Below are 21,234 nucleotides of genomic sequence, written 5' to 3'. Positions count from 1 at the left end.
AAAAAGGGGCGGCTTGCGCCGCCCACTTTTATTCCCTAGTCCCTTTGTTTCCCAACTCATCGTCCTGATGAATCGCGCCTTGCGATGTTCCTGACCATCGTCCTGACGGCCTGTGCTTATCCCTGAGCACGGTTGTGATACTAGCCAATCCTGGTAGCGGCGCAAGAGGATCAAATTCAGAAAAAACAGTTCATTAAAAATTAAAAATCAATAAAAACAATAAGTTACAACAATAGAAGGACAAAGTCGCAGCCTCTTAAGCACAAACACTGACAGCACTTGTAAGTAATGACTTACACGGGCGCACAGAAAAAACCCGGCCGTAGCCGGGTTTATGATCGAAGCGAAGGCTACTGGAACAGCGCGTCGCTGGAGAGGCCATTCTTCTCGAGAATTTCACGCAAGCGCTTGAGCGCTTCAACCTGGATCTGCCTGACACGCTCGCGAGTAAGGCCGATCTCCTGGCCCACCTCCTCCAGCGTACAGCTCTCGTGGCCGCGCAGACCGAAGCGTCGCACGACGACCTCACGTTGTTTATCAGTCAGGTCCGACAGCCACTGATCGATGCTTTGCGACAGATCATCGTCCTGCAGCAGCTCGCAGGGATCGGTAGGTCGATCATCGGTCAAGGTATCGAGCAGCGTCTTGTCCGAGTCCGGACCGAGCGACACATCCACCGAGGACACTCGCTCGTTAAGACCCAGCATACGCTTGACCTCACCCACCGGTTTTTCCAGCAGGTTGGCAATTTCTTCCGCAGAAGGTTCGTGGTCGAGCTTCTGGGTCAGTTCACGAGCCGCCCGCAGATAGACGTTGAGCTCCTTGACCACATGAATCGGCAAGCGGATGGTCCGCGTCTGGTTCATGATGGCCCGTTCGATGGTCTGGCGGATCCACCAGGTCGCATAGGTCGAAAAACGAAAACCGCGCTCCGGATCGAATTTCTCCACTGCGCGAATCAACCCGAGATTGCCCTCCTCGATCAGATCGAGCAAAGACAGACCTCGATTGACATAACGCCGGGCGATCTTGACGACCAGACGCAGGTTACTCTCGATCATCCGCTTGCGCCCGGCAGGATCGCCCTTCTGCGCCAGGCGCGCGAAGTGCACTTCCTCTTCGGGAGTGAGCAATGGAGAGAAACCGATTTCGTTGAGGTAAAGCTGAGTGGCGTCGAGCGCCCGGGTGTAGTCGATATACTTGTGCTGCTTGGAGGGCGTGGCGTTCTTGGACTTGGCACGCGCGACCGGTGCATCCACCTCATCGCTCTGAACCTCACCCAATACGATGCCCGGCTCCATCAGGAGCAGTTCATCGTCGACGTCAAACTCCGGCGCTTCTTTTTTGGTGAGAGCCATTGTTGTTGTCCCTAGCTGAGTTCGACAACAGACTCTGGCGGAACCGTCCTGGCCATACCTGAGCCCGTCCCTCCTACGTGATGGAACGGGTCAGCGGCGGATCAACGACGTGGCAGGTATTGCAGCGGATCGACAGGTTTACCTTGGCGGCGAATCTCGAAGTGCAGTTTCACCCGGTCGGCCCCTGTAGACCCCATCTCGGCAATACTTTGCCCGGCTTTGACCTGCTGCCCCTCCCGTACCAACAGCCTGCGGTTATGACCGTAGGCACTTACGTAGGTGTCGCTGTGTTTGATGATGATCAACTCGCCGTAGCCCCGCAAACCACTCCCGGCGTACACCACTGACCCATCAGACGCAGCTAAAACAGGCTGTCCTAATTCCCCGGCGATATCAATGCCTTTATTCAAACTACCGTTTGAGGAAAAACGACTGATCACTGAGCCCTGGGTTGGCCATGCCCAGCCGCTGGAAGAGCGACTCACAGGCGTCACGGGAGTAGTGGCGGGAGTGCTCGCCACGGGCGGCTTGGCCGGTTGACTTGCCGGTGGTGCCGTAACGACAGGACGACTCGGTGCCGGTTGCTGGGTAACAACAGGCGTACTTGGACGAGGAACGGCAGTAGCCACTGGCTGGCTGGCCAACGAACGATTGTCGAAGCGGATGACCTGACCAACCCGAATCAGGTAGGGATCGCGCAGGTTGTTGTGTGCCGCCAACGCCTTCCAGTCCCAACCGAAACGAAAGGCAATGGAATACAGGGTATCGCCACGCTGCACGACGTACTGACCACTGCGTACTGGTTGCCGGTGCACGACCGGAGCACGTCCCTGGTTCTGCCCGCGGTCAACCACTTGTACCCCGCCTGGAGGCGAGCTGACGCAGCCGGCCAGTGCAGTCAAAGCGAGCATGGCCAGAGGCAGGCGGAGCACTGTAACGGCGCGGCCGAGAACATTAACGACGGTGCAACTCACCCGATGGCTCCCTGAACGATTCCAAGTACGGCGTCTATTGTGCCGTATTTATTCGGGCCGACCAGTATCGGCAGGCTGACGCTGTGCCAACCACTCCAGGCTCAAAACGAGAGCGATACCCCCGACAGCCAGCAACAACGCAATTAGAAGGTGCGGATCCTGGCCACTGAGCTCGGCGAATTGGCCCGGCAACAGGTTGCTCTGCAGCAGCGGGACCTGTTCCCCTTTGCTATCGATGCGCCAACTCAGGGTCTCCTTCCAAGGCCAGACCTTGTTCAGCGAACCGAGCATCAAACCACTGAGAAATGCCAGGCTGAGATCACTCCAGCGTGCCAGCAACCAACTGAGCAACCGAGCGAAACTCAGCAGGCCGACCATACAACCTGCAGCAAACACGCCCAGCACGAGAAGATTGAGATCCTTAACCGCCCCCAGCACAACCGAGTACAGCCCCAGCAGCAGCAGGATGAAACTGCCGGAGATGCCCGGCAGGATCATCGCACAGATGGCGATCGCCCCCGCAAGGAACAAGGTAGGTAGGTCACTGCCCCACTGCATTGGCGCCGCCACGGTGATCCAGTAGGCGAAACTAAGGCCGAGCAGGAAACTCAATACCCGCGTCCAGTTCCAGCGGCCTATTTCACGTCCCACCATGTAGGTGGAGACCAGAATCAAACCAAAGAAGAATGACCAGACGGGTATCGGATGATGCTTGAGCAAGTAGGTAATCACGCGAGCGAGCGTGAGGATGCTGGTCAAGATACCGCTGAACAGTACCAGCAGAAAGGTCGCATTGGCTTTCTGCCAGGCATCTTTGAGACGGCCGCGTAGTAGCAGCACGAGTGCACCAGGAAGACCCGCGATGGATCGCAGCAATTCGTCGTAGATGCCACTGATGAAGGCAATGGTGCCCCCGGAAACGCCCGGCACCACATCGGCAGCGCCCATGGCCATGCCCTTGGCGTAGAGCAGAAAGTGTTTCTTCATGGATCCTTCCAGAACGATAAAGCGATCAGGCCACCGGGCCATTGAGTAAAGGTACGAAACGCACCGCGTCGAGCACATGCTGGGAGAATCCCTCCTCCTCACGCACGATCAGCAGCAACTGCTGCACATCCCCGCTGCCAACGGGTATGACTAGGCGTCCGCCAGGAGCCAGTTGATCGAGCAACGCCTGCGGCACTTGAGCTGCAGCCGCCGTGACGATAATGCCGTTGTAAGGCCCGAGGGCATTCCAGCCCTCCCAGCCATCGCCCCAGCGAAAGACCACATTGCGCAACTTGAGTTCGACCAGGCGTTCCTTGGCGCGCTCCTGCAACGCCTGGATGCGCTCCACCGAAAACACCCGTTCGACCAACTGCGCCAGCACGGCGGTCTGGTAGCCAGAGCCGGTGCCGATCTCCAGTACCTTGTCCAGCGGGCCTGCGGCCAGCAGCAACTCGGTCATGCGGCCGACCATGTAAGGCTGGGAGATGGTCTGGTTATGACCGATGGGCAACGATGTGTCTTCGTAAGCCCGGTGCGCCAGCGCCTCATCGACGAACAGGTGACGTGGAGTACGCCGAATCACCTCCAACACCCTGGCGTTGGAGAGGCCTTCCTCGTACAGACGCTGGATCAGCCGTTCACGGGTACGCTGCGAGGTCATACCGATCCCGCTGCGCTGCATGTCATCCTGTCCGCGCATCAGAAGATGCCCTCCAACCAGCCATCCATACTTTCGAGGGCCTCGTTGAATGTCCTGTCGAGCCGCAGTGGGGTGATGGAGACGTAGCCTTGCATCACCGCGTGGAAATCGGTGCCCGGGCTGCCATCTTCGACATCGCCAGCTGCGGCAATCCAGTAGCCTTCCTTGCCACGCGGATTGACCGCCTTGACCGGCGCAGCTGCGCGTGCGCGGTGACCGAGACGGGTCAGTTGCACACCGCGAATGTGCTCGAGCGGCAGGTTCGGCACATTGACGTTGAGCACCGTGCGCGGCGGCAGTTCGAGCCGCTCGTGCGCCTCGACCAGCTTGCGAGCGAAGTAGGCTGCTGTCGGCAAGTTGTCCGGAAGGCGCGAAAGCAGCGAGAAGGCAAATGCCGTCTTGCTCAGGAAACGCCCTTCCAGCGCAGCGGCAACAGTGCCTGAATAGAGCACGTCATCGCCCAGGTTCGCTCCCAGGTTGATCCCGGAGACGACCATGTCTGGCGCTTGTTCCAGGAGGCCGTTGATGCCCAGGTGAACGCAGTCGGTCGGCGTGCCGTTGAGGCTGATGTAACCATTGGACAGTGTCCCCGGATGCAGCGGACGATCGAGCGTCAGTGCACTGCTGGCACCGCTCTTGTCTTCGGCCGGCGCAATCACCACGCACTCGGCGTAATCGGCCAGCGCCTGGTGCAACGCGGCGATACCGGGTGCGTTCACCCCGTCGTCGTTGGAAATCAGAATTCGCATGGAGTATCCGTCTGCCCTGTCGGCATGAGGTCGACGAGCTCGCGCACCACGACGGTGGCAAAACTCCCGGCCGGCAGGACGAATGCAAGTTGCAGAATATCGGGTTCCGGATAATGCCACGTCAGGCTCTGAATGGGGAGGCGCAGAATGCGTCGTTCGTGAGCCATTCCCGCCTTGGCCAGCCAGTTCGGCAGAGCCGGTTCCTGCTCGCCAACGTTTTTTTCCAGCTCCTGCACGGTATGCGCTGTGGCAGGCTCGCCTTCACCCCATAGCGGTCCGGTGGGATGCAGATCGAGGATCGACAGCCGCGGATCCTGACACTCGGCCTCCCCGGCCATGAAAAAACTACGACTACTGGTAAAGGCCAGCAGGTCGCCCACGCACGCCTGGTTCCAGCTCCCTGCGGCGACCCGCTCGGCCAGCACGCGGTTGAACAGGTAGCTACGTGCCGACGACAGCAGGCGCGAACGCAGATTGCGCTGTACCGGTAGTTCGTCGCGCTCGGCATAGCGCCGCGCTTCCAGCACGTTGCCACCATCGAAACCGAAGCGCTGCAACCCGTAATAGTTGGGCACACCCTGCTCGGCGATCCGCCGCAGACGCTGCTCCAGGAGTTCACGGTCAGCCTGCAAAGCCGTCAGGCGCAGAATGAAGCCGTTGGCGGCATGGGCACCGCGCTGCAATTTGCGGTTATGCCGCTCACGCTTGAGGATGCTCAGCGCCGGGCTTTCGGCTGACGTCAGATCGGGATCGGCCTTGCCCGGCAGATGCAGACTGAACCACTGGCGGGTCAGCGCCTGGCGGTCCTTGAGGCCTGCATAGCTGACGGCCTTGAGGGGCAGACCCGCGGCACGGGCGATGCGGCGGGCCGCGTCCTCGGTGTTCAGGCCGCGTTTCTCCACCCACAGCCAGAGGTGTTCACCCTGGCCGGTGAGCGGAATGTCGAGCACCTCATCGACCTGAAAGTCTTCGGCCGTGGCCTTGAGCACGGCGCGCCCGCAGGGCTCGCCATAGGCGCGCGGGCCCAGCAGCTGCAATTCGTTCATGGTTTGATAAGCAGAGCCACGGCGTGCACCGCGATCCCTTCCTCACGCCCGGTGAAGCCGAGCTTCTCAGTGGTGGTGGCCTTGACGTTGACCTGATCCAGCTCGACGTCCAGGTCCGCCGCAATGCACTCACGCATCGCCTGGATATGCGGCGCCATCTTCGGCGCCTGGGCGATGATGGTGGCATCGACATTGCCCACCGCGTAGCCCTTGCCCTGCACCAGGCTCAACACATGGCGCAGCAGCACGCGGCTGTCGGCGCCCTTGAAGGTCGGATCGGTATCCGGAAAGTGCTTGCCGATATCGCCGAGCGCGACGGCACCGAGCAGGGCATCGCTCAGCGCGTGCAGCAGCACGTCGCCGTCGGAATGGGCCACCAGGCCAAATCTGTGAGGAATGCGCACACCGCCGAGGGTAATGAAATCGCCCTCGCCGAAGCGGTGTACATCGTAGCCATGACCGATACGCATAAAGAACAACGCCCTGAAAATGTCAGGGCGCGATTCTAACCGGTTTGGCGACTGACTCGGATGAAATCCGGGTGACGCCGCTGCCTCAGGCCTGGTTCAGCACCTGCGCATGGTGACGCAGGTGATCGTCGATGAAGCTGGCGATGAAGTAGTAGCTGTGGTCGTAACCAGGCTGCAGACGCAGGGTCAGCGGATGCCCCGCCGCCTTGGCCGCGGCTTCCAGCGCCTCGGGCTTGAGTTGGCCTTCGAGGAAGTCGTCGCGGTCGCCCTGATCCACCAGGATCGGCAGGCGCTCGCTGGCGTCGGCGAGCAGCGCGCAGGCATCCCACTCCTTCCAGCGCGAACGGTCTTCACCGAGATAGCGCGACAGCGCCTTCTCGCCCCAGGGGCAGTTCATCGGGTTGGTGATCGGCGAGAACGCCGACAGCGACAGGTAGCGACCCGGGTTGCGCAGCGCGCACACCAGCGCACCATGGCCGCCCATGGAGTGGCCGGAAATGCCACGACGATCGGAAACCGGGAAGTTGGCCTCGATCAGCGCCGGCAGTTCGTTGACCACGTAGTCATGCATGCGGTAATTGCGCGACCAGGGCTCCTGGGTGGCGTTGACATAGAAGCCGGCACCCAGACCGAAGTCGTAGGCACCCGCTTCATCGTCCGGCACACCTTCGCCACGCGGACTGGTGTCCGGCGCCACGATGACCAGACCCAGCTCGGCCGCCAGGCGCTGCGCGCCGGCTTTCTGCATGAAGTTCTCGTCGGTGCAGGTCAGCCCGCTCAGCCAGTACAGCACCGGCAGCTTGACGCCCTGCTCGGCCTGTGGCGGCAGGTAGACGGCGAACACCATGTCGCAACCGAGGGTGCTCGAACGGTGCTTGTAACGCTTGTGCCAGCCACCGAAGCTCTTCTGGCAGGAAATATTTTCCATGAAACCTCCAGCGAAAGAGGAAACCGTCGCCCGCAGCCAGAGGCCACGGGCGCGTCAGTCCATTCAGCCTGCGGCGCAGCCCTGCAGAGCAGGCTGCGCCCATAGACTCAGAAGTGGATGACGGTACGGATGCTCTTGCCTTCGTGCATCAGCTCGAAGGCTTCGTTGATTTCGTCCAGACCCATGTTGTGGGTGATGAAGGTGTCCAGCGGGATTTCGCCCTTCTGCGACTTCTCGACGTAGCCTGGCAGCTCGGTACGGCCCTTGACGCCACCGAAGGCGCTGCCGCGCCAGACGCGACCAGTCACCAGCTGGAAAGGACGGGTGCTGATCTCGGCACCGGCCGGGGCCACGCCGATGATGGTCGACTCGCCCCAACCCTTGTGGCAGCACTCCAGCGCCGCACGCATCAGCTGCACGTTGCCGATGCACTCGAAGCTGTAGTCGACGCCGCCGTCGGTCATCTCGACGATGACTTCCTGGATCGGCTTGCTGTGCTCTTTCGGGTTGACGAAATCGGTCACGCCCAGCTCACGGGCAACCGCTTCCTTGCCCGGGTTGATGTCGATACCGATGATGCGCGAGGCCTTGGCCATCTTGGCACCGATGATCGCCGCCAGACCGATGCCGCCCAGACCGAAGATGGCCACGGTAGCGCCCTCTTCCACCTTGGCGGTGTTGAGCACGGCACCGATGCCGGTGGTTACGCCGCAGCCGAGCAGGCAGACCTTGTCCAGCGGGGCTTCTTTCGGGATCACGGCAACCGAGACTTCCGGCAGCACGGTGTACTCGGAGAAGGTCGAGCAACCCATGTAGTGGTAGATCGGCTCGCCGTTGTAGCTGAAGCGGGTGGTGCCGTCCGGCATCAGGCCCTTGCCCTGGGTCGCACGGACCGAGCTGCACAGGTTGGTCTTCTGCGATTTGCAGAATTTGCACTCGCCACACTCGGCGGTGTACAGCGGGATCACGTGATCACCGACCTTGACCGAGGTCACGCCCTCGCCCACGGCTTCAACGACGCCGCCACCCTCGTGACCCAGCACGCAGGGGAACACACCCTCGGAGTCCTGACCGGACAGGGTGTAGGCGTCGGTGTGGCAGACACCGGTGGCGACGATGCGTACCAGCACTTCACCGGCCTTTGGCGGCTCGACGTCGATCTCGACGATTTTCAGCGGCTCGTTGGGGCCGAAAGCGACGGCAGCACGGGACTTGATCATGAAAGCTCTCCTGAGCATGGATGAAAGTGGCGGGCAGTCTAATACATAGGAAAAGCGAGACAATTGAGCAAACATCAAAACATTATTGCCATACAGGGATAATCGCGGCACGCTTTGCGCAATCAACCAAGGAAACGAGATGAATCGCTGGGAAGGACTCGACGAATTCGTCGCCGTGGCCGAATGCGGCCAGTTCAATATCGCTGCCGAACATCTGGGCCTGTCGACCTCGCAGGTCAGCCGCCAGGTCTCGCGTCTCGAAGAGCGCCTGCAGAGCCGCCTGTTCTACCGCAGTACCCGGCGCGTGGTGCTGACCGAGGCCGGACAGACCTTTCTGCAACACTGCCAGCGCCTGCAGGACGCCCGCGAAGAGGCCCTGCGCGCAGTCGGCGATCTCGGTGCCGAACCCAAGGGCCTGCTGCGCATGACCTGTGCCGTGGCCTACGGCGAGCGCTTCATCGTGCCGTTGGTCAATGACTTCATGGCCAGGCACCCCCAGTTGCGCGTGGAAATCGAGCTATCCAACCGCCAGCTCGACCTGCTGCATGAGGGTCTGGATCTGGCCATTCGCCTGGGCCGCCTGCAGGATTCACGTTTGATGGCCGCACGTCTGGCACCGCGCGAGATGTATCTGTGTGCGGCACCGGAGTACCTGCAACGCTACGGCCGCCCGCATTCGTTATCGGAGCTGGCGCGACACAACTGCCTGATTGGCAGCAGCGATCACTGGAGTTTTGCGCAAGGTGGCCGGGAAACCCAGGTCCGCGTGCAGGGCAACTGGCGCTGCAACAGCGGTCAGTCGGTGCTCGACGCCGCGCTAAGGGGCTTCGGCCTCTGCCAACTGCCGGATTACTACGTGCTCGAACACCTGCACAGCGGGCGCCTGATTTCACTGCTGGAACAACACCGCCCACCCAACACTGCAGTGTGGGCGCTCTATCCACAGCAACGTCACTTGTCACCCAAGGTACGTCAACTCATCGACACCTTGCGCTCAGGCCTCAGCCAGCGCGCCGAATACAGCCTCTCGAGCTGACGCCAGACTGAATGGTCATGGAATGTCACAAGCTGGCGGGAAACTCGCGCCAGGCAACCGCGTCGTAACCATGAGCCCCACGCCAGGGGCGTCCGATACTGATCAGCATGAGGAATTGGTTATGCAGGTTCTGGTCAACAGCGGCAAGCACGTTGCCTCCTCTATGGCCCTTAGAGACGACATTCGCAATCGCGTACACGCCAAGCTGCAACGCTACGAAGACCATCTCACCCGGATCGAATTCCATCTCTCCGACGAGAATGCACTCAAGAACGGCCCACAGGACAAACGCTGCAAGATGGAGGCGCGCATGAAAGGACGCGATCCGCTAACGGTTTCCCACGATGCGCCTGAACTGCACCAGGCAATCGACGGCGCCATGAACAAGCTGACCAGCGCCCTGGAACGCAACCTCGGCAAGGAAGCCAAGCCCTGGGCACACTGAGTCGCTCAAAGCGCCTCTGACCACAAACGCTGCAGATACTGCAGGTCTTCCGGGCGGGTCACCTTGAGGTTATCCGCCCTGCCCTCGATCAAACGCGGGGCCAGCCCGGCCCACTCCATCGCCGAGGCTTCATCGGTGATCGCCACCTGAGCCTGCAAAGCCCTCGTCAACGCCTGATGCAAGGCATTCAGACGGAACATCTGCGGTGTATAGGCTTGCCAGATCACGCTGCGGTCGACGGTTTCCAGGACCCGGCCATCAGGCCCGGCGCGCTTGAGCGTGTCACGTGCCGGCACCGCCAGGAGACCGCCGACAGGGTCGTCGGCAAGGCTATCCAGCAGGCGCTGCAGATCATCGGCCGCCAGATTGGGACGCGCGGCATCATGCACCAGCACCCAGTCATCATCGGCAGCGCCACAGCTCTTCAAGGTTTCGAGACCGGCCAGCACCGAGTCAGCCCGCTCTCGACCACCTGCGGCGCGCCGGATACGCGGGTCGCGGGCAACGGCCAGCTCGGGCCAGAAAGGATCATCGGCAGCCAGGCTCACCACCACACCACGCAAGGCAGGATGATCGAGAAAACGCTGCAGGGTGTGTTCGAGAATACTCAGGCCGGCCACCTGCAAGTATTGCTTGGGCCGATCTGCCGCCATGCGCGAGCCAATACCAGCGGCCGGGATCACCAGCCAGAAGTGGGTGCTCATTCGGTCAACAGATAGAGGGTCTCGCCCTCTTTGAGCATGCCCAATTCCTGGCGGGCGCGCTCTTCCACGGTTTCCATACCGCGCTTGAGCTCCATCACCTCGGCCTCGAGGATACGGTTACGCTCCAGCAGGCGCTCGTTCTCGCCGCGCTGCTCGGCAATCTGCTGCTGCAGTCGGCTCACCTGAGCGAGACTGCCCTCACCGACCCACAGGCGATATTGCAGGCCAGCCAGCAACAGGATCAGCACGATGAACAGCCAGTACGGACTACGCATGGAGCGGCGGCTCGCGAAAAGAGTCATCGGCATGGTAGGGGCTGTATTCATGCTTGAAAAGAAGCGGACTGATGAGTGACATGGGTTTTAAGGTCCTGCATCCGTGCAATGGTTCCCTGTAGTGAGCGACTCGCCCACGAAAAAGGGCGACTTGCGTCGCCCTTTTTCGTCACGCGATGCTTAGCCGCGGAACTCGGCACGGCCCTTGTACGGGGCTTTAGCACCGAGCTGCTCTTCAATACGCAGCAGTTGGTTGTACTTGGAGACGCGATCGGAGCGGCACAGCGAACCGGTCTTGATCTGGCCGGCAGCAGTACCCACGGCCAGGTCGGCGATGGTGCTGTCTTCGGTTTCGCCGCTGCGGTGCGAGATCACAGCGGTGAAGCCAGCGGCCTTGGCCATCTGGATGGCTTCCAGGGTCTCGGTCAGCGAGCCGATCTGGTTGAACTTGATCAGGATCGAGTTACCGATTTTCTCGTCGATACCGCGCTTGAGAATCTTGGTGTTGGTGACGAACAGGTCGTCGCCAACCAGCTGCACCTTGGCACCGATCTTGTCAGTCAGGACTTTCCAGCTGGCCCAGTCGGACTCGTCCATGCCGTCTTCGATGGAGATGATCGGATAACGCTCGGTCAGACCGGCCAGGTAGTCGGCGAAGCCTTCACCGCTGAACACCTTGCCTTCACCGGCCAGGTCGTACTGACCATCCTTGTAGAACTCGCTGGAAGCGCAATCCAGGGCCAGGGTGACGTCGTCGCCCAGCTTGTAGCCGGCGTTGGCCACGGCTTCGGCGATGGCCGCCAGAGCGTCTTCGTTGGACGCCAGGTTCGGCGCGAAGCCGCCTTCGTCACCGACAGCGGTGTTCAGGCCACGGGCCTTCAGTACGGCTTTGAGGTGATGGAAGATTTCGGCGCCCATACGCAGCGCATCGGCGAAGTTCTTGGCGCCAACCGGCTGCACCATGAATTCCTGAATGTCGACGTTGTTGTCGGCATGTTCGCCGCCGTTGATGATGTTCATCATCGGTACCGGCATCGAGTAGACGCCCGGGGTACCGTTGAGGTCGGCGATGTGCGCGTACAGCGGCACGCCTTTGGCTTGCGCAGCAGCCTTGGCAGCAGCCAGGGACACGGCGAGGATGGCGTTGGCGCCCAGCTTGGCCTTGTTCTCGGTACCGTCGAGTTCGATCATTGCGCGGTCCAGCTCGACCTGGGCGGTTGCATCCTTGCCCAGCAGCAGATCACGGATCGGACCGTTGATATTGGCCACGGCTTTCAGGACGCCCTTGCCCAGGTAACGGCTCTTGTCACCATCACGCAGCTCCAGCGCTTCGCGCGAGCCGGTGGAGGCGCCAGACGGAGCACACGCACTACCAACAATGCCACCTTCCAGAATTACATCGGCTTCCACAGTGGGGTTGCCACGGGAGTCGAGAACCTCACGACCCTTGATGTCGACGATCTTTGCCATTCTTGATAACGCTCCAAAGTTGACGATAAGACGGCAGCAACAGGCTGCACTGGGCCGTCGCTACCCGCGGGCAGATCGACGGCTCACTCTGACTCACGGGTCAGGGGGATTTAGCTGGGGCGGCACTTTACCGGATTGCGACCGATTCAGGCAGTCTCGATTGGCGGAAAACCCTTCACCAGGTCATCCAGCTGCTTGAGCTGTGCAAGGAACGGTTCCAGCTTGTTCAGGCGCAGCGCACAAGGACCATCGCATTTGGCATTTTCCGGGTCCGGATGCGCCTCCAGAAACAGGCCGGCCAGGCCCTGGCTCATGCCCGCCTTGGCCAGGTCGGTGACCTGGGCACGACGACCGCCAGCGGAGTCGGCGCGACCACCTGGCATTTGCAGGGCGTGGGTCACGTCGAAGAACACCGGGTACTCGAACTGCTTCATGATGCCGAAGCCGAGCATGTCCACCACCAGGTTGTTGTAGCCGAAGCTCGAACCACGCTCGCAGAGGATCAGTTGATCGTTACCGGCTTCCTCACACTTGTTGAGGATGTGCTTCATCTCTTGCGGCGCGAGGAACTGCGCCTTCTTGATGTTGATCACCGCACCGGTCTTGGCCATGGCCACCACCAGATCGGTCTGCCGCGAGAGGAAGGCCGGCAGCTGGATGATGTCGCACACTTCAGCCACAGGAGCCGCCTGATGCGGCTCGTGCACGTCGGTGATCACCGGCACACCGAAGGTCTTCTTCACCTCTTCGAAGATCTTCATGCCCTCTTCCAGGCCAGGGCCGCGGAAGGACGTGACGGAGGAGCGGTTGGCCTTGTCGAAGCTGGCCTTGAACACGTAGGGAATGCCGAGTTTTTCGGTCACTCGCACGTACTCTTCACAAGCCTGCATGGCCAGGTCACGCGACTCGAGTACGTTGATGCCACCGAACAGCACGAATGGCTTGTCGTTGGCGATCTCGATATCGCGAACCTTGATGATCTTCTGCGCCATGGGTCAGACCTTCTTCGCTTTCTGCGCCAGCGCAGCGTTGACGAAACCGCTGAACAGCGGGTGGCCATCACGTGGCGTGGAGGTGAATTCCGGGTGGAACTGGCAGGCCACGAACCACGGATGATCCGGCGCCTCGACCACTTCGACCAATGCGCCGTCGCCGGAACGACCGGTGACCTTCAGACCTGCCCCGGTCAGCTGCGGCAGCAGGTTGTTGTTCACCTCGTAGCGGTGACGGTGACGCTCGACGATCACGTCCTTGCCATAGCAACCGTGCACCTTGGAGCCGGCCAGCAGCTGGCAGTCCTGGGCGCCCAGACGCATGGTGCCCCCCAGGTCGGAGCTCTCGCTGCGTTGCTCGGTGGCGCCGGTCGCGTCTTGCCACTCGGTGATCAGACCGACCACCGGGTGCTGGCTGGCCATGTCGAACTCGGTGGAGTTGGCATCATTCCAGCCCACCACGTTACGGGCGTATTCGATGACCGCAACCTGCATGCCGAGGCAGATACCCAGGTAAGGGATCTTGTTTTCACGGGCGTACTGCACGGTCTTGATCTTGCCTTCCACACCGCGCAGACCGAAGCCACCCGGCACCAGAATGGCGTCGACACCTTCGAGCAGGCTGGTGCCCTGGTTCTCGATATCTTCGGAATCGATATAGCGCAGATTGACCTTGGTACGGTTCTGGATGCCGGCGTGGCTCATCGCTTCGATCAGCGACTTGTACGCATCGAGCAGCTCCATGTACTTACCGACCATGGCGATGGTGACTTCTTTTTCCGGGTTGAGCTTGGCATCGACTACGCGATCCCACTCGGACAGGTCGGCGCTGCCGCACTCCAGACCGAAGCGCTCGACGACGAAGTCATCCAGCCCCTGAGCGTGCAGCACGCCCGGAATCTTGTAGATGGTATCGACGTCTTCCAGGCTGATCACCGCACGCTCTTCAACGTTGGTGAACAGGGCGATCTTGCGGCGCGAAGACACGTCGATCGGATGATCGGAGCGGCACACCAACACGTCCGGCTGCAGGCCGATGGAGCGCAGCTCTTTGACCGAGTGCTGGGTCGGCTTGGTCTTGGTCTCGCCAGCGGTAGCGATGTACGGCACCAGGGTCAGGTGCATGAGCATGGCGCGCTTGGCACCCACTTCTACACGCAGCTGACGAATAGCCTCGAGGAACGGCTGCGACTCGATGTCACCCACGGTGCCGCCGATCTCCACCAGGGCTACGTCGGCATCGCCGGCGCCTTTGATGATGCGACGCTTGATCTCGTCGGTGATGTGCGGGATGACCTGAATGGTCGCGCCCAGGTAGTCACCACGGCGCTCCTTGCGCAGTACGTCCTCGTACACGCGTCCCGTGGTGAAGTTGTTGCCCTTGGTCATCGTGGTGCGGATGAACCGCTCGTAGTGGCCCAGGTCGAGGTCGGTCTCGGCGCCGTCGTGGGTGACGAACACCTCACCGTGCTGGAACGGGCTCATGGTGCCCGGATCGACGTTGATGTAAGGGTCCAGCTTGAGCATGGTGACCTTCAGGCCCCGCGCCTCCAGGATGGCCGCCAGTGAAGCCGAGGCGATGCCTTTCCCCAATGAAGAAACAACACCACCCGTGACGAAGATGTAGCGCGTCATGAAAAACCCTAGAAGTCTGCGTTTAAGCGGTCAGTGCCGCCGGGGAAAGCGAAGGAACGCCATTACTAGCAACGAACAATGGCAAGCCCGCCAAGCTCCCTGCGGGAGTCGGCAAAAGCTGTATTAAGACGGGAGCGTAGTCTACCCGAAAGGCCTTACCAGCTCAAACCTTGCGCGCCGATCGGCGGCGACCAGTGAAGATGCACGCCACACGCCTGCAAATGCGCTGATTGAGCCAGATTAGCCACCGCCATCAGCTCATCGCCATCGAACAACAATGGCAGCCTGGGACGGACGAATGCCGGCACACGCATCTCATTGAGTAGCCGCTTGAGATCACGCCTGCCGCGGCTGGCCAGCTGCAGCGATTCGCCGCCCTGGCGGTATCGCAGTCGCCAGTTTCCCTGAGGCAAGCTACCCATCACCTGCGCACGACCATTACCAGGCAGGTCGAATGCGCCGTAAAGCCCATCACAAGGGAGGTCCAGCCGCACAGGCTGCGCAAGCCATTCACCACTGAGCCAGCACAAACGATCGTCGGCACGCAGTAGCTCGCCATCCGCCAGCCTCCAGACGGGGCAGGCATCCCCGGCCGCGTCGCGCAAATCACGCCAGCCGGCCCAGTGATCGCTGTCGGGCATACGGCTCAAAGACCCCAGCCAATAGCGCAACAGGTTGCGCTGCCGAGCATCGCTCAGTTGCTTTACCGCCGACAAACTGAGCGACGGTAATGGCAGCCAGGAAAAAGGCGAGTCAGCAGCAGCTGCAAACAAATCCATCCGGGCCAGCTCGCCCAGCAATTGCTCTGCCTCATGCAAATGCGCGGCGCTGCGCGCGAGACTTTTCGTCACCTGCGGCCATTGCCCCGCCAGCAGCGGCATCACCTGCCGGCGCAGAAAGTTGCGACTGAAACGCTCGTCGGCATTGCTCGGGTCTTCAATCCAGTGCAGGTCATGCGCCTGTGCATAGCTAAGCAATTCGGCTCGCGAGCAATTCAACAATGGCCGAACCAACCGCCCCCCTCCAAGCGAACGACTGGCAGGCATGCCTGCAAGGCCACGCACCCCCGCCCCGCGCAACAGGCGAAACAACAGGGTTTCGGCCTGATCGTCACGATGTTGGGCACTGAGCAATATCTCGTCATGCCCCAGCCGCTCACTGAAAGCGGCATAGCGCGCACGTCGCGCCGCCTGTTCGAGGCTGGCACCCGGGGCCACCTGCACCGCAACAATCTCCAGGGGAATGGCCAGCTGCGCGCAAATGCGCGCGCAATGCGCTGGCCAGGCATCGGCCGCCGGCTGCAGACCATGATGGACATGAATGGCGGAAAGCGGCGGCAGTTTCTCCTGCCGTGCCAGCCTGGCGAGCAGATGCAGCAGCACGCTGGAGTCCAGCCCACCGGAAAAGGCAACACGCCAGGAGGAAGCCTCGCGCCAGGGTTGCAGCGCCTGGCGCAGGCGTGAGTCGAGTGCAGTCATCGGCCAAGCTTAAAACAACAACGGGCCCGAAGGCCCGTTGTTGTTTGCGCGTGATGAATCAGGCGATGCCGTAGCTCATCAGGCGGTCATAGCGGCGCTTGAGCAGCGCATCGGTGTCGTGCTTCTGCAGGCTGGCCAGTTGCTTGGTCAGCTCCTGACGGATCGACTCGGAGGCCGCAGCCGGATCGCGATGGGCGCCGCCCAACGGCTCGGCGATCACCTGATCGACGATGCCCAGATCCTTCAGACGCTCGGCAGTGATACCCATGGCTTCAGCTGCATCCGGCGCCTTCTCGGCGGTACGCCACAGGATCGAGGCGCAGCCTTCCGGCGAGATCACCGAATAGGTGGAGTACTGCAGCATGTTCAGTTGATCACACACGCCGATGGCCAGTGCGCCGCCAGAACCACCTTCACCGATAACGGTGGCGATGATAGGGGTTTTCAGGCGTGCCATCACACGCAGGTTCCAGGCGATGGCCTCGCTCTGCCCACGCTCCTCGGCATCGATACCTGGGTAGGCACCGGGGGTGTCGATGAAGGTGAGTATCGGCATGTTGAAGCGCTCGGCCATTTCCATCAGGCGGCAGGCCTTGCGGTAGCCTTCAGGACGCGGCATGCCGAAGTTGCGACGCACCTTCTCACGCACTTCGCGGCCTTTCTGGTGACCGATGATCATCACCGGCTGATCGCCGAGACGCGCCACACCACCGACGATGGCAGCGTCGTCGGAGAAGTGACGATCGCCATGCAGCTCATCGAACTCGGTGAAGATGTGCTGGATGTAGTCCAGGGTATAAGGGCGGCGAGGATGACGGGCGAGCTGAGCGATCTGCCAGCTGGTCAGGTTGCCGAAAATGCTTTCAGTCAGAGCGCTGCTCTTGTCCTGCAGGCGGGCGATCTCATCGCTGATGTTCAGCGAGTTGTCGTTACCAACCAGGCGTAGCTCTTCGATCTTGGCTTGCAGGTCGGCGATCGGCTGTTCGAAGTCGAGGAAATTCGGGTTCATAGTCATCCGTCTTGCGTCGACGGCCAAGTGGCCGGGGAGCTGTATCCATTAGGCGCCCTACCTTAATGGATAGGGCGCAGCGGGTCGACACCCACGGGTGTCGTTGCCAATACCGGGGGATTTCCCCCACTTGCATCAGCGGTAGTGCAAAAAGACGTTGTCGCGCCCGAACTGGTCACGCAATGCCTGAATCAAAGTATCAGCCGGATCGATTCGCCAGGCGTCGCCAAACTGAAGCAAGGCGCGTGCCTCTTCACCACTGTAGTCCAGCGTCACCGGGCAGGCGCCCTTGTGCTTGCTGCACAACTCGGCCAGCCAACGCAAACGATCGCCCTTCAAAGCAGCACTGGCAACTTTTACCCGCAGGCTATCAGCCAGGCCAGTACGCGCTTCCTCCAGGCTCATCACGCGCTTGGCGCGCAGGCGCAGGCCACCGGAGAAGTCATCGTTGCTGACTTCACCTTCGACCACCACCAGCGCATCGTTTTGCAGCAGCGCCTGGTTGCTGGCGAATGCGTCGGCGAACAGGGAGGCCTCGATACGCCCGGAACGGTCATCGAGGGTGATGAAGCCCATCTTGTCGCCCTTCTTGTTCTTCATTACCCGCAGGTTGACGATCATCCCGGCGATGGTCTGGGTATCGCGCGCCGGTTTGAGCTCGACGATGCGCTGACGGGCGAAGCGGCGGATCTCGCCTTCGTATTCGTCGATGGGGTGACCGGACAAATAAATGCCCAGGGTGTCCTTCTCGCCCTTCAGGCGCTCCTTGATCGGCAATTCACGAGCCTTGCGGTGATTGGCGTAGACATCCGCCTCAGGCTCGGCGAACAGGCCACCGAACAGATCCATATGGCCACTCTCGGCACTGCGTGCAGTCTGCTCGGCGGACTGCACGGCCTCCTCCATGGAGGCCAGCAGCACCGCGCGATTCTTGTCCACACTGGCCTGGTAGGCCTTGAGCTCATCCTGGTAGTACGGGCCGAGACGATCCAGCGCGCCGCTGCGAACCAGCGCCTCGAGCGTGCGCTTGTTGATACGTTTGAGGTCGACGCGGTTACAGAAGTCGAACAGGTCCTTGAACGGCCCACCTTCGGCGCGGCATTCGACGATGGCCTCGACCGGCCCCTCGCCTACGCCCTTGACCGCCCCCAGGCCGTAGACGATACGGCCGTCATCATTGACGGTGAACTTGTACTCGGAGACGTTCACGTCCGGCGGATCGATGCGCAACTTCATGTTGCGGCACTCTTCGACCAGGATCACCACCTTGTCGGTGTTGTGCATATCCGCCGAGAGCACCGCGGCCATGAACGGCGCCGGGTAATGCGCCTTGAGCCAGGCAGTCTGGTAGGACACCAGGCCATAGGCCGCCGAGTGGGATTTGTTGAAACCGTAGCCGGCGAACTTTTCCACCAGGTCGAAGATGTTGCCCGCGAGCTCGGCGTCGATGTTGTTGTTGGCACAACCTTCGATGAAGCCGCCACGCTGCTTGGCCATTTCCTCGGGCTTCTTCTTACCCATGGCGCGGCGCAGCATGTCCGCCTGGCCCAAGGTGTAGCCACCCATGACCTGAGCGATCTGCATCACCTGTTCCTGATACAGAATGATGCCGTAAGTCGGCTTGAGCACCGGCTCCAGGCCGGCGTACTGGTAGTCCGGGTGCGGGTAGGACAGCTCGGCACGACCATGCTTACGGTTGATGAAGTCATCCACCATGCCGGACTGCAGCGGACCGGGGCGGAACAGCGCCACCAGTGCGATCATGTCTTCCAGGCAGTCGGGCTTGAGCTTCTTGATCAGCTCCTTCATGCCGCGCGATTCAAGCTGGAAGACCGCGGTGGTCTCCGCCTTCTGCAGCATGTCGTAGGTTTTCTTGTCATCCAGTGGGATGAAGTCGATGTTGACCAGCTCTTCATCGCTGGCACCGGCGCGCTTCTGCTCGCGGTGGATGGTTTCCATCGCCCACTTGATGATGGTCAGGGTACGCAGGCCGAGGAAGTCGAACTTGACCAGCCCGGCCTGCTCGACGTCATCCTTGTCGAACTGGGTCACCAGGCCGCCGCCCTCCTCGTCACAGGCGATCGGCGAAAAGTCGGTGAGCTTGGTCGGCGCGATCACCACCCCCCCGGCGTGCTTGCCGGTACCGCGCACCACGCCTTCGAGCTTGAGCGACATGTCCCAGATTTCCTGGGCTTCTTCGTCGTTCTTGAGGAAGTCGCGTAGCGGCTCCTCCATCTCGAAGGCTTTCTCCAGGGTCATGCCCACTTCGAAGGGGATCATCTTCGACAGACGATCGGCCAGGCCGTAGGACTTGCCCTGCGCCCGCGCCACGTCGCGCACCACCGCCTTGGCCGCCATGGAGCCGAAGGTGATGATCTGACTCACCGCGTTACGCCCGTATTTCTCGGCCACGTAGTCGATTACCCGGTCGCGGCCATCCATGCAGAAGTCGACGTCGAAGTCGGGCATGGAGATCCGCTCGGGGTTGAGGAAGCGTTCGAACAGCAGGTCATAGGCCAGCGGGTCGAGGTCGGTGATCTTCAGCACGTAGGCCACCAGCGAACCGGCACCCGAACCACGGCCCGGGCCGACCGGCACGCCGTTGTTCTTGGCCCACTGGATGAAGTCCATCACGATCAGGAAGTAACCGGGGAAACCCATCTGAATGATGATGTCGAGTTCGAAGTTGAGGCGGTCGATGTAGACCTGCTTCTTCGCCTCGTAGTCCGGCGTGTCCTTAGGCAGTAGCACCTCGAGGCGCTCTTCCAGACCTTCGAAGGAGGCATGGCGCAGGTAGTCGTCGATGCCCATGCCGCCCGGCGTGGGGAAATCCGGCAGGAAGTATTTACCGAGCTGCACCTCGATGTTGCAGCGCTTGGCGATCTCGACGGTGTTTTCCAGGGCCTCCGGCAGGTCGGAAAACAGCTCCCACATCTCCTCGGCGCTTTTCAGGTACTGCTGGTCGGAGTAATGCCGCGGCCGGCGCGGATCATCTAGGGTGCGACCTTCACCGATGCAGACGCGGGTCTCGTGGGCCTCGAAGTCGTCCTGCTTGATGAAGCGCACATCATTGGTGGCCACTAGCGGTGCTTCGACACGATCAGCCAGCGCCACGGCGGCGTGCAGATACTCCTCGTCACCGACGCGACTGGTGCGCTGCACCTCCAGATAGAAACGCTCCGGGAACACCTGCATCCACTCACGCAGACGCGTCTCGGCCAAAGCCTCGTCACCGGCCAGCAAGGCCATACCAACTTCGCCTTCGCGCGCGCCGGAGAGCGCGATGAGCCCTTCGGCAGCAGCCTTGACCCAGTCACGCTGGATGATCACCAGATCGTTGCTTTGCCCTTCGGACCAGCCACGCGAGATCAGCTCGGTAAGGTTGCGATAGCCCTTGGCATTCATCGCCAACAGGGTCAGGCGGGTCAGCGGACCATCTTCCTCGGCGCTGGCCATCCAGATGTCGGCACCGCAGATTGGTTTGACCCCAGCGCCCATGGCGGTCTTGTAGAACTTCACCAGCGAGCACATGTTGCTCATGTCGGTGACTGCCACCGCCGGCATACCGGCACCGGCAACGGCTTTGATCAGCGGTTTGACCCGCACCAAGCCATCGACCAGGGAATATTCGGTGTGCAGACGCAGATGGACGAACGCTTGGGTCATGGGCGGCCTTGCAGGTGAAAACGACAAAGCGCGAATTGTAGCCTAAGAGGGTCTGGCTTAGGGCCAGAGGTTCAGCAGCTTTGGCATTTCCC

At 61.3% G+C, this 21,234-nt stretch carries 19 protein-coding genes; 2 read left to right on the top strand and 17 right to left on the bottom strand.

Translation table 11 applies throughout. From position 1 onward, the window contains the following. Window positions 1-350: 350 nt before the first annotated feature. The 9 genes from rpoS to ACJRW5_RS22715 form a co-directional block, all read right to left on the bottom strand. Window positions 351-1,358 carry an RNA polymerase sigma factor RpoS gene (rpoS, locus tag ACJRW5_RS22755; protein WP_484572761.1) on the bottom strand — a complete coding sequence of 336 codons (1,008 nt, stop codon included), beginning with the start codon at window positions 1,356-1,358 and terminating at the stop codon, window positions 351-353. Between the two features lie 101 nt (window positions 1,359-1,459). Beyond that, window positions 1,460-2,332, bottom strand: coding sequence for a peptidoglycan DD-metalloendopeptidase family protein (locus tag ACJRW5_RS22750; protein WP_484572760.1), 873 nt, complete (start codon window positions 2,330-2,332; stop codon window positions 1,460-1,462). 48 nt (window positions 2,333-2,380) lie between these two features. Next, window positions 2,381-3,319, bottom strand: a complete 939-nt coding sequence (locus tag ACJRW5_RS22745) for a polyprenyl-phosphate transporter (RefSeq protein WP_484572759.1) — start codon at window positions 3,317-3,319, stop codon at window positions 2,381-2,383. Window positions 3,320-3,344: 25 nt separating this feature from the next. Beyond that, entirely contained in the window at window positions 3,345-3,980 is a 636-nt protein-coding gene (locus ACJRW5_RS22740; protein ID WP_484572762.1) for a protein-L-isoaspartate(D-aspartate) O-methyltransferase, read from the bottom strand. 38 nt (window positions 3,981-4,018) lie between these two features. Continuing rightward, window positions 4,019-4,768, bottom strand: coding sequence for a 5'/3'-nucleotidase SurE (surE, locus tag ACJRW5_RS22735; protein WP_484572758.1), 750 nt, complete (start codon window positions 4,766-4,768; stop codon window positions 4,019-4,021). After that, complete coding sequence (gene truD / locus ACJRW5_RS22730; protein ID WP_484572757.1) at window positions 4,756-5,814, bottom strand: tRNA pseudouridine(13) synthase TruD; 1,059 nt, start codon at window positions 5,812-5,814, stop codon at window positions 4,756-4,758. The genes surE and truD overlap by 13 nt, the downstream gene beginning before the upstream one ends. Beyond that, window positions 5,811-6,284, bottom strand: coding sequence for a 2-C-methyl-D-erythritol 2,4-cyclodiphosphate synthase (gene ispF / locus ACJRW5_RS22725; RefSeq protein ID WP_484572756.1), 474 nt, complete (start codon window positions 6,282-6,284; stop codon window positions 5,811-5,813). The genes truD and ispF overlap by 4 nt, the downstream gene beginning before the upstream one ends. Before the next feature lie 85 nt (window positions 6,285-6,369). Further along, window positions 6,370-7,212, bottom strand: coding sequence for an S-formylglutathione hydrolase (gene fghA, locus ACJRW5_RS22720; RefSeq protein ID WP_484572755.1), 843 nt, complete (start codon window positions 7,210-7,212; stop codon window positions 6,370-6,372). Window positions 7,213-7,319: 107 nt separating this feature from the next. Continuing rightward, entirely contained in the window at window positions 7,320-8,432 is a 1,113-nt protein-coding gene (locus tag ACJRW5_RS22715; protein WP_484572754.1) for an S-(hydroxymethyl)glutathione dehydrogenase/class III alcohol dehydrogenase, read from the bottom strand. A gap of 139 nt (window positions 8,433-8,571) precedes the next feature. Between ACJRW5_RS22715 and ACJRW5_RS22710 the strand changes: the two genes are divergently transcribed. Beyond that, window positions 8,572-9,468, top strand: a complete 897-nt coding sequence (locus ACJRW5_RS22710) for a LysR family transcriptional regulator (RefSeq protein ID WP_484572753.1) — start codon at window positions 8,572-8,574, stop codon at window positions 9,466-9,468. 121 nt (window positions 9,469-9,589) lie between these two features. Then, window positions 9,590-9,913, top strand: coding sequence for an HPF/RaiA family ribosome-associated protein (locus ACJRW5_RS22705; RefSeq protein ID WP_484572752.1), 324 nt, complete (start codon window positions 9,590-9,592; stop codon window positions 9,911-9,913). Between the two features lie 5 nt (window positions 9,914-9,918). Here ACJRW5_RS22705 and ispD read toward each other — a convergent pair whose 3' ends face one another. The 8 genes from ispD to dnaE form a co-directional block, all read right to left on the bottom strand. Then, window positions 9,919-10,617: a 2-C-methyl-D-erythritol 4-phosphate cytidylyltransferase gene (gene ispD / locus ACJRW5_RS22700; RefSeq protein WP_484572751.1), complete on the bottom strand. Its 699-nt coding sequence runs from the start codon at window positions 10,615-10,617 to the stop codon at window positions 9,919-9,921. Continuing rightward, window positions 10,614-10,892 carry a septum formation initiator family protein gene (locus ACJRW5_RS22695; protein ID WP_037053844.1) on the bottom strand — a complete coding sequence of 93 codons (279 nt, stop codon included), beginning with the start codon at window positions 10,890-10,892 and terminating at the stop codon, window positions 10,614-10,616. The genes ispD and ACJRW5_RS22695 overlap by 4 nt, the downstream gene beginning before the upstream one ends. A gap of 180 nt (window positions 10,893-11,072) precedes the next feature. Then, the gene (eno, locus tag ACJRW5_RS22690) at window positions 11,073-12,362 is read right to left on the bottom strand and encodes a phosphopyruvate hydratase (RefSeq protein WP_484572750.1); all 1,290 of its coding nucleotides are present in this window, start codon (window positions 12,360-12,362) and stop codon (window positions 11,073-11,075) included. A 146-nt stretch (window positions 12,363-12,508) separates the two neighbouring features. After that, entirely contained in the window at window positions 12,509-13,354 is an 846-nt protein-coding gene (gene kdsA, locus ACJRW5_RS22685) for a 3-deoxy-8-phosphooctulonate synthase (protein WP_484572749.1), read from the bottom strand. Between the two features lie 3 nt (window positions 13,355-13,357). Continuing rightward, on the bottom strand, window positions 13,358-14,989 hold the full coding sequence (locus ACJRW5_RS22680) for a CTP synthase (RefSeq protein ID WP_484572748.1): 1,632 nt from the start codon (window positions 14,987-14,989) through the stop codon (window positions 13,358-13,360). Window positions 14,990-15,144: 155 nt separating this feature from the next. Next, entirely contained in the window at window positions 15,145-16,467 is a 1,323-nt protein-coding gene (gene tilS, locus ACJRW5_RS22675) for a tRNA lysidine(34) synthetase TilS (protein WP_484572747.1), read from the bottom strand. Window positions 16,468-16,525: 58 nt separating this feature from the next. Then, entirely contained in the window at window positions 16,526-17,476 is a 951-nt protein-coding gene (locus ACJRW5_RS22670; protein WP_484572746.1) for an acetyl-CoA carboxylase carboxyltransferase subunit alpha, read from the bottom strand. 135 nt (window positions 17,477-17,611) lie between these two features. Then, window positions 17,612-21,142: a DNA polymerase III subunit alpha gene (gene dnaE, locus ACJRW5_RS22665; protein WP_484572745.1), complete on the bottom strand. Its 3,531-nt coding sequence runs from the start codon at window positions 21,140-21,142 to the stop codon at window positions 17,612-17,614. Window positions 21,143-21,234 lie beyond the last annotated feature (92 nt).

The sequence above is a fragment of the Pseudomonas pichavaramensis genome (genome assembly GCF_050473265.1).
Taxonomy (GTDB): Bacteria; Pseudomonadota; Gammaproteobacteria; order Pseudomonadales; family Pseudomonadaceae; genus Aquipseudomonas.
This window is presented reverse-complemented; position numbering and strand designations above follow the sequence as displayed.

Coding starts and splice junctions, on each gene's coding strand:
- rpoS (WP_484572761.1), bottom strand. CDS start 1,358: ATGGCTCTCACCAAAAAAGAAGCGCCGGAGTTTGACGTCGACGATGAA.
- ACJRW5_RS22745 (WP_484572759.1), bottom strand. CDS start 3,319: ATGAAGAAACACTTTCTGCTCTACGCCAAGGGCATGGCCATGGGCGCT.
- ACJRW5_RS22740 (WP_484572762.1), bottom strand. CDS start 3,980: ATGACCTCGCAGCGTACCCGTGAACGGCTGATCCAGCGTCTGTACGAG.
- surE (WP_484572758.1), bottom strand. CDS start 4,768: ATGCGAATTCTGATTTCCAACGACGACGGGGTGAACGCACCCGGTATC.
- truD (WP_484572757.1), bottom strand. CDS start 5,814: ATGAACGAATTGCAGCTGCTGGGCCCGCGCGCCTATGGCGAGCCCTGC.
- ispF (WP_484572756.1), bottom strand. CDS start 6,284: ATGCGTATCGGTCATGGCTACGATGTACACCGCTTCGGCGAGGGCGAT.
- fghA (WP_484572755.1), bottom strand. CDS start 7,212: ATGGAAAATATTTCCTGCCAGAAGAGCTTCGGTGGCTGGCACAAGCGT.
- ACJRW5_RS22715 (WP_484572754.1), bottom strand. CDS start 8,432: ATGATCAAGTCCCGTGCTGCCGTCGCTTTCGGCCCCAACGAGCCGCTG.
- ACJRW5_RS22710 (WP_484572753.1), top strand. CDS start 8,572: ATGAATCGCTGGGAAGGACTCGACGAATTCGTCGCCGTGGCCGAATGC.
- ACJRW5_RS22705 (WP_484572752.1), top strand. CDS start 9,590: ATGCAGGTTCTGGTCAACAGCGGCAAGCACGTTGCCTCCTCTATGGCC.
- ispD (WP_484572751.1), bottom strand. CDS start 10,617: ATGAGCACCCACTTCTGGCTGGTGATCCCGGCCGCTGGTATTGGCTCG.
- ACJRW5_RS22695 (WP_037053844.1), bottom strand. CDS start 10,892: ATGCGTAGTCCGTACTGGCTGTTCATCGTGCTGATCCTGTTGCTGGCT.
- eno (WP_484572750.1), bottom strand. CDS start 12,362: ATGGCAAAGATCGTCGACATCAAGGGTCGTGAGGTTCTCGACTCCCGT.
- kdsA (WP_484572749.1), bottom strand. CDS start 13,354: ATGGCGCAGAAGATCATCAAGGTTCGCGATATCGAGATCGCCAACGAC.
- ACJRW5_RS22680 (WP_484572748.1), bottom strand. CDS start 14,989: ATGACGCGCTACATCTTCGTCACGGGTGGTGTTGTTTCTTCATTGGGG.
- tilS (WP_484572747.1), bottom strand. CDS start 16,467: ATGACTGCACTCGACTCACGCCTGCGCCAGGCGCTGCAACCCTGGCGC.
- ACJRW5_RS22670 (WP_484572746.1), bottom strand. CDS start 17,476: ATGAACCCGAATTTCCTCGACTTCGAACAGCCGATCGCCGACCTGCAA.
- dnaE (WP_484572745.1), bottom strand. CDS start 21,142: ATGACCCAAGCGTTCGTCCATCTGCGTCTGCACACCGAATATTCCCTG.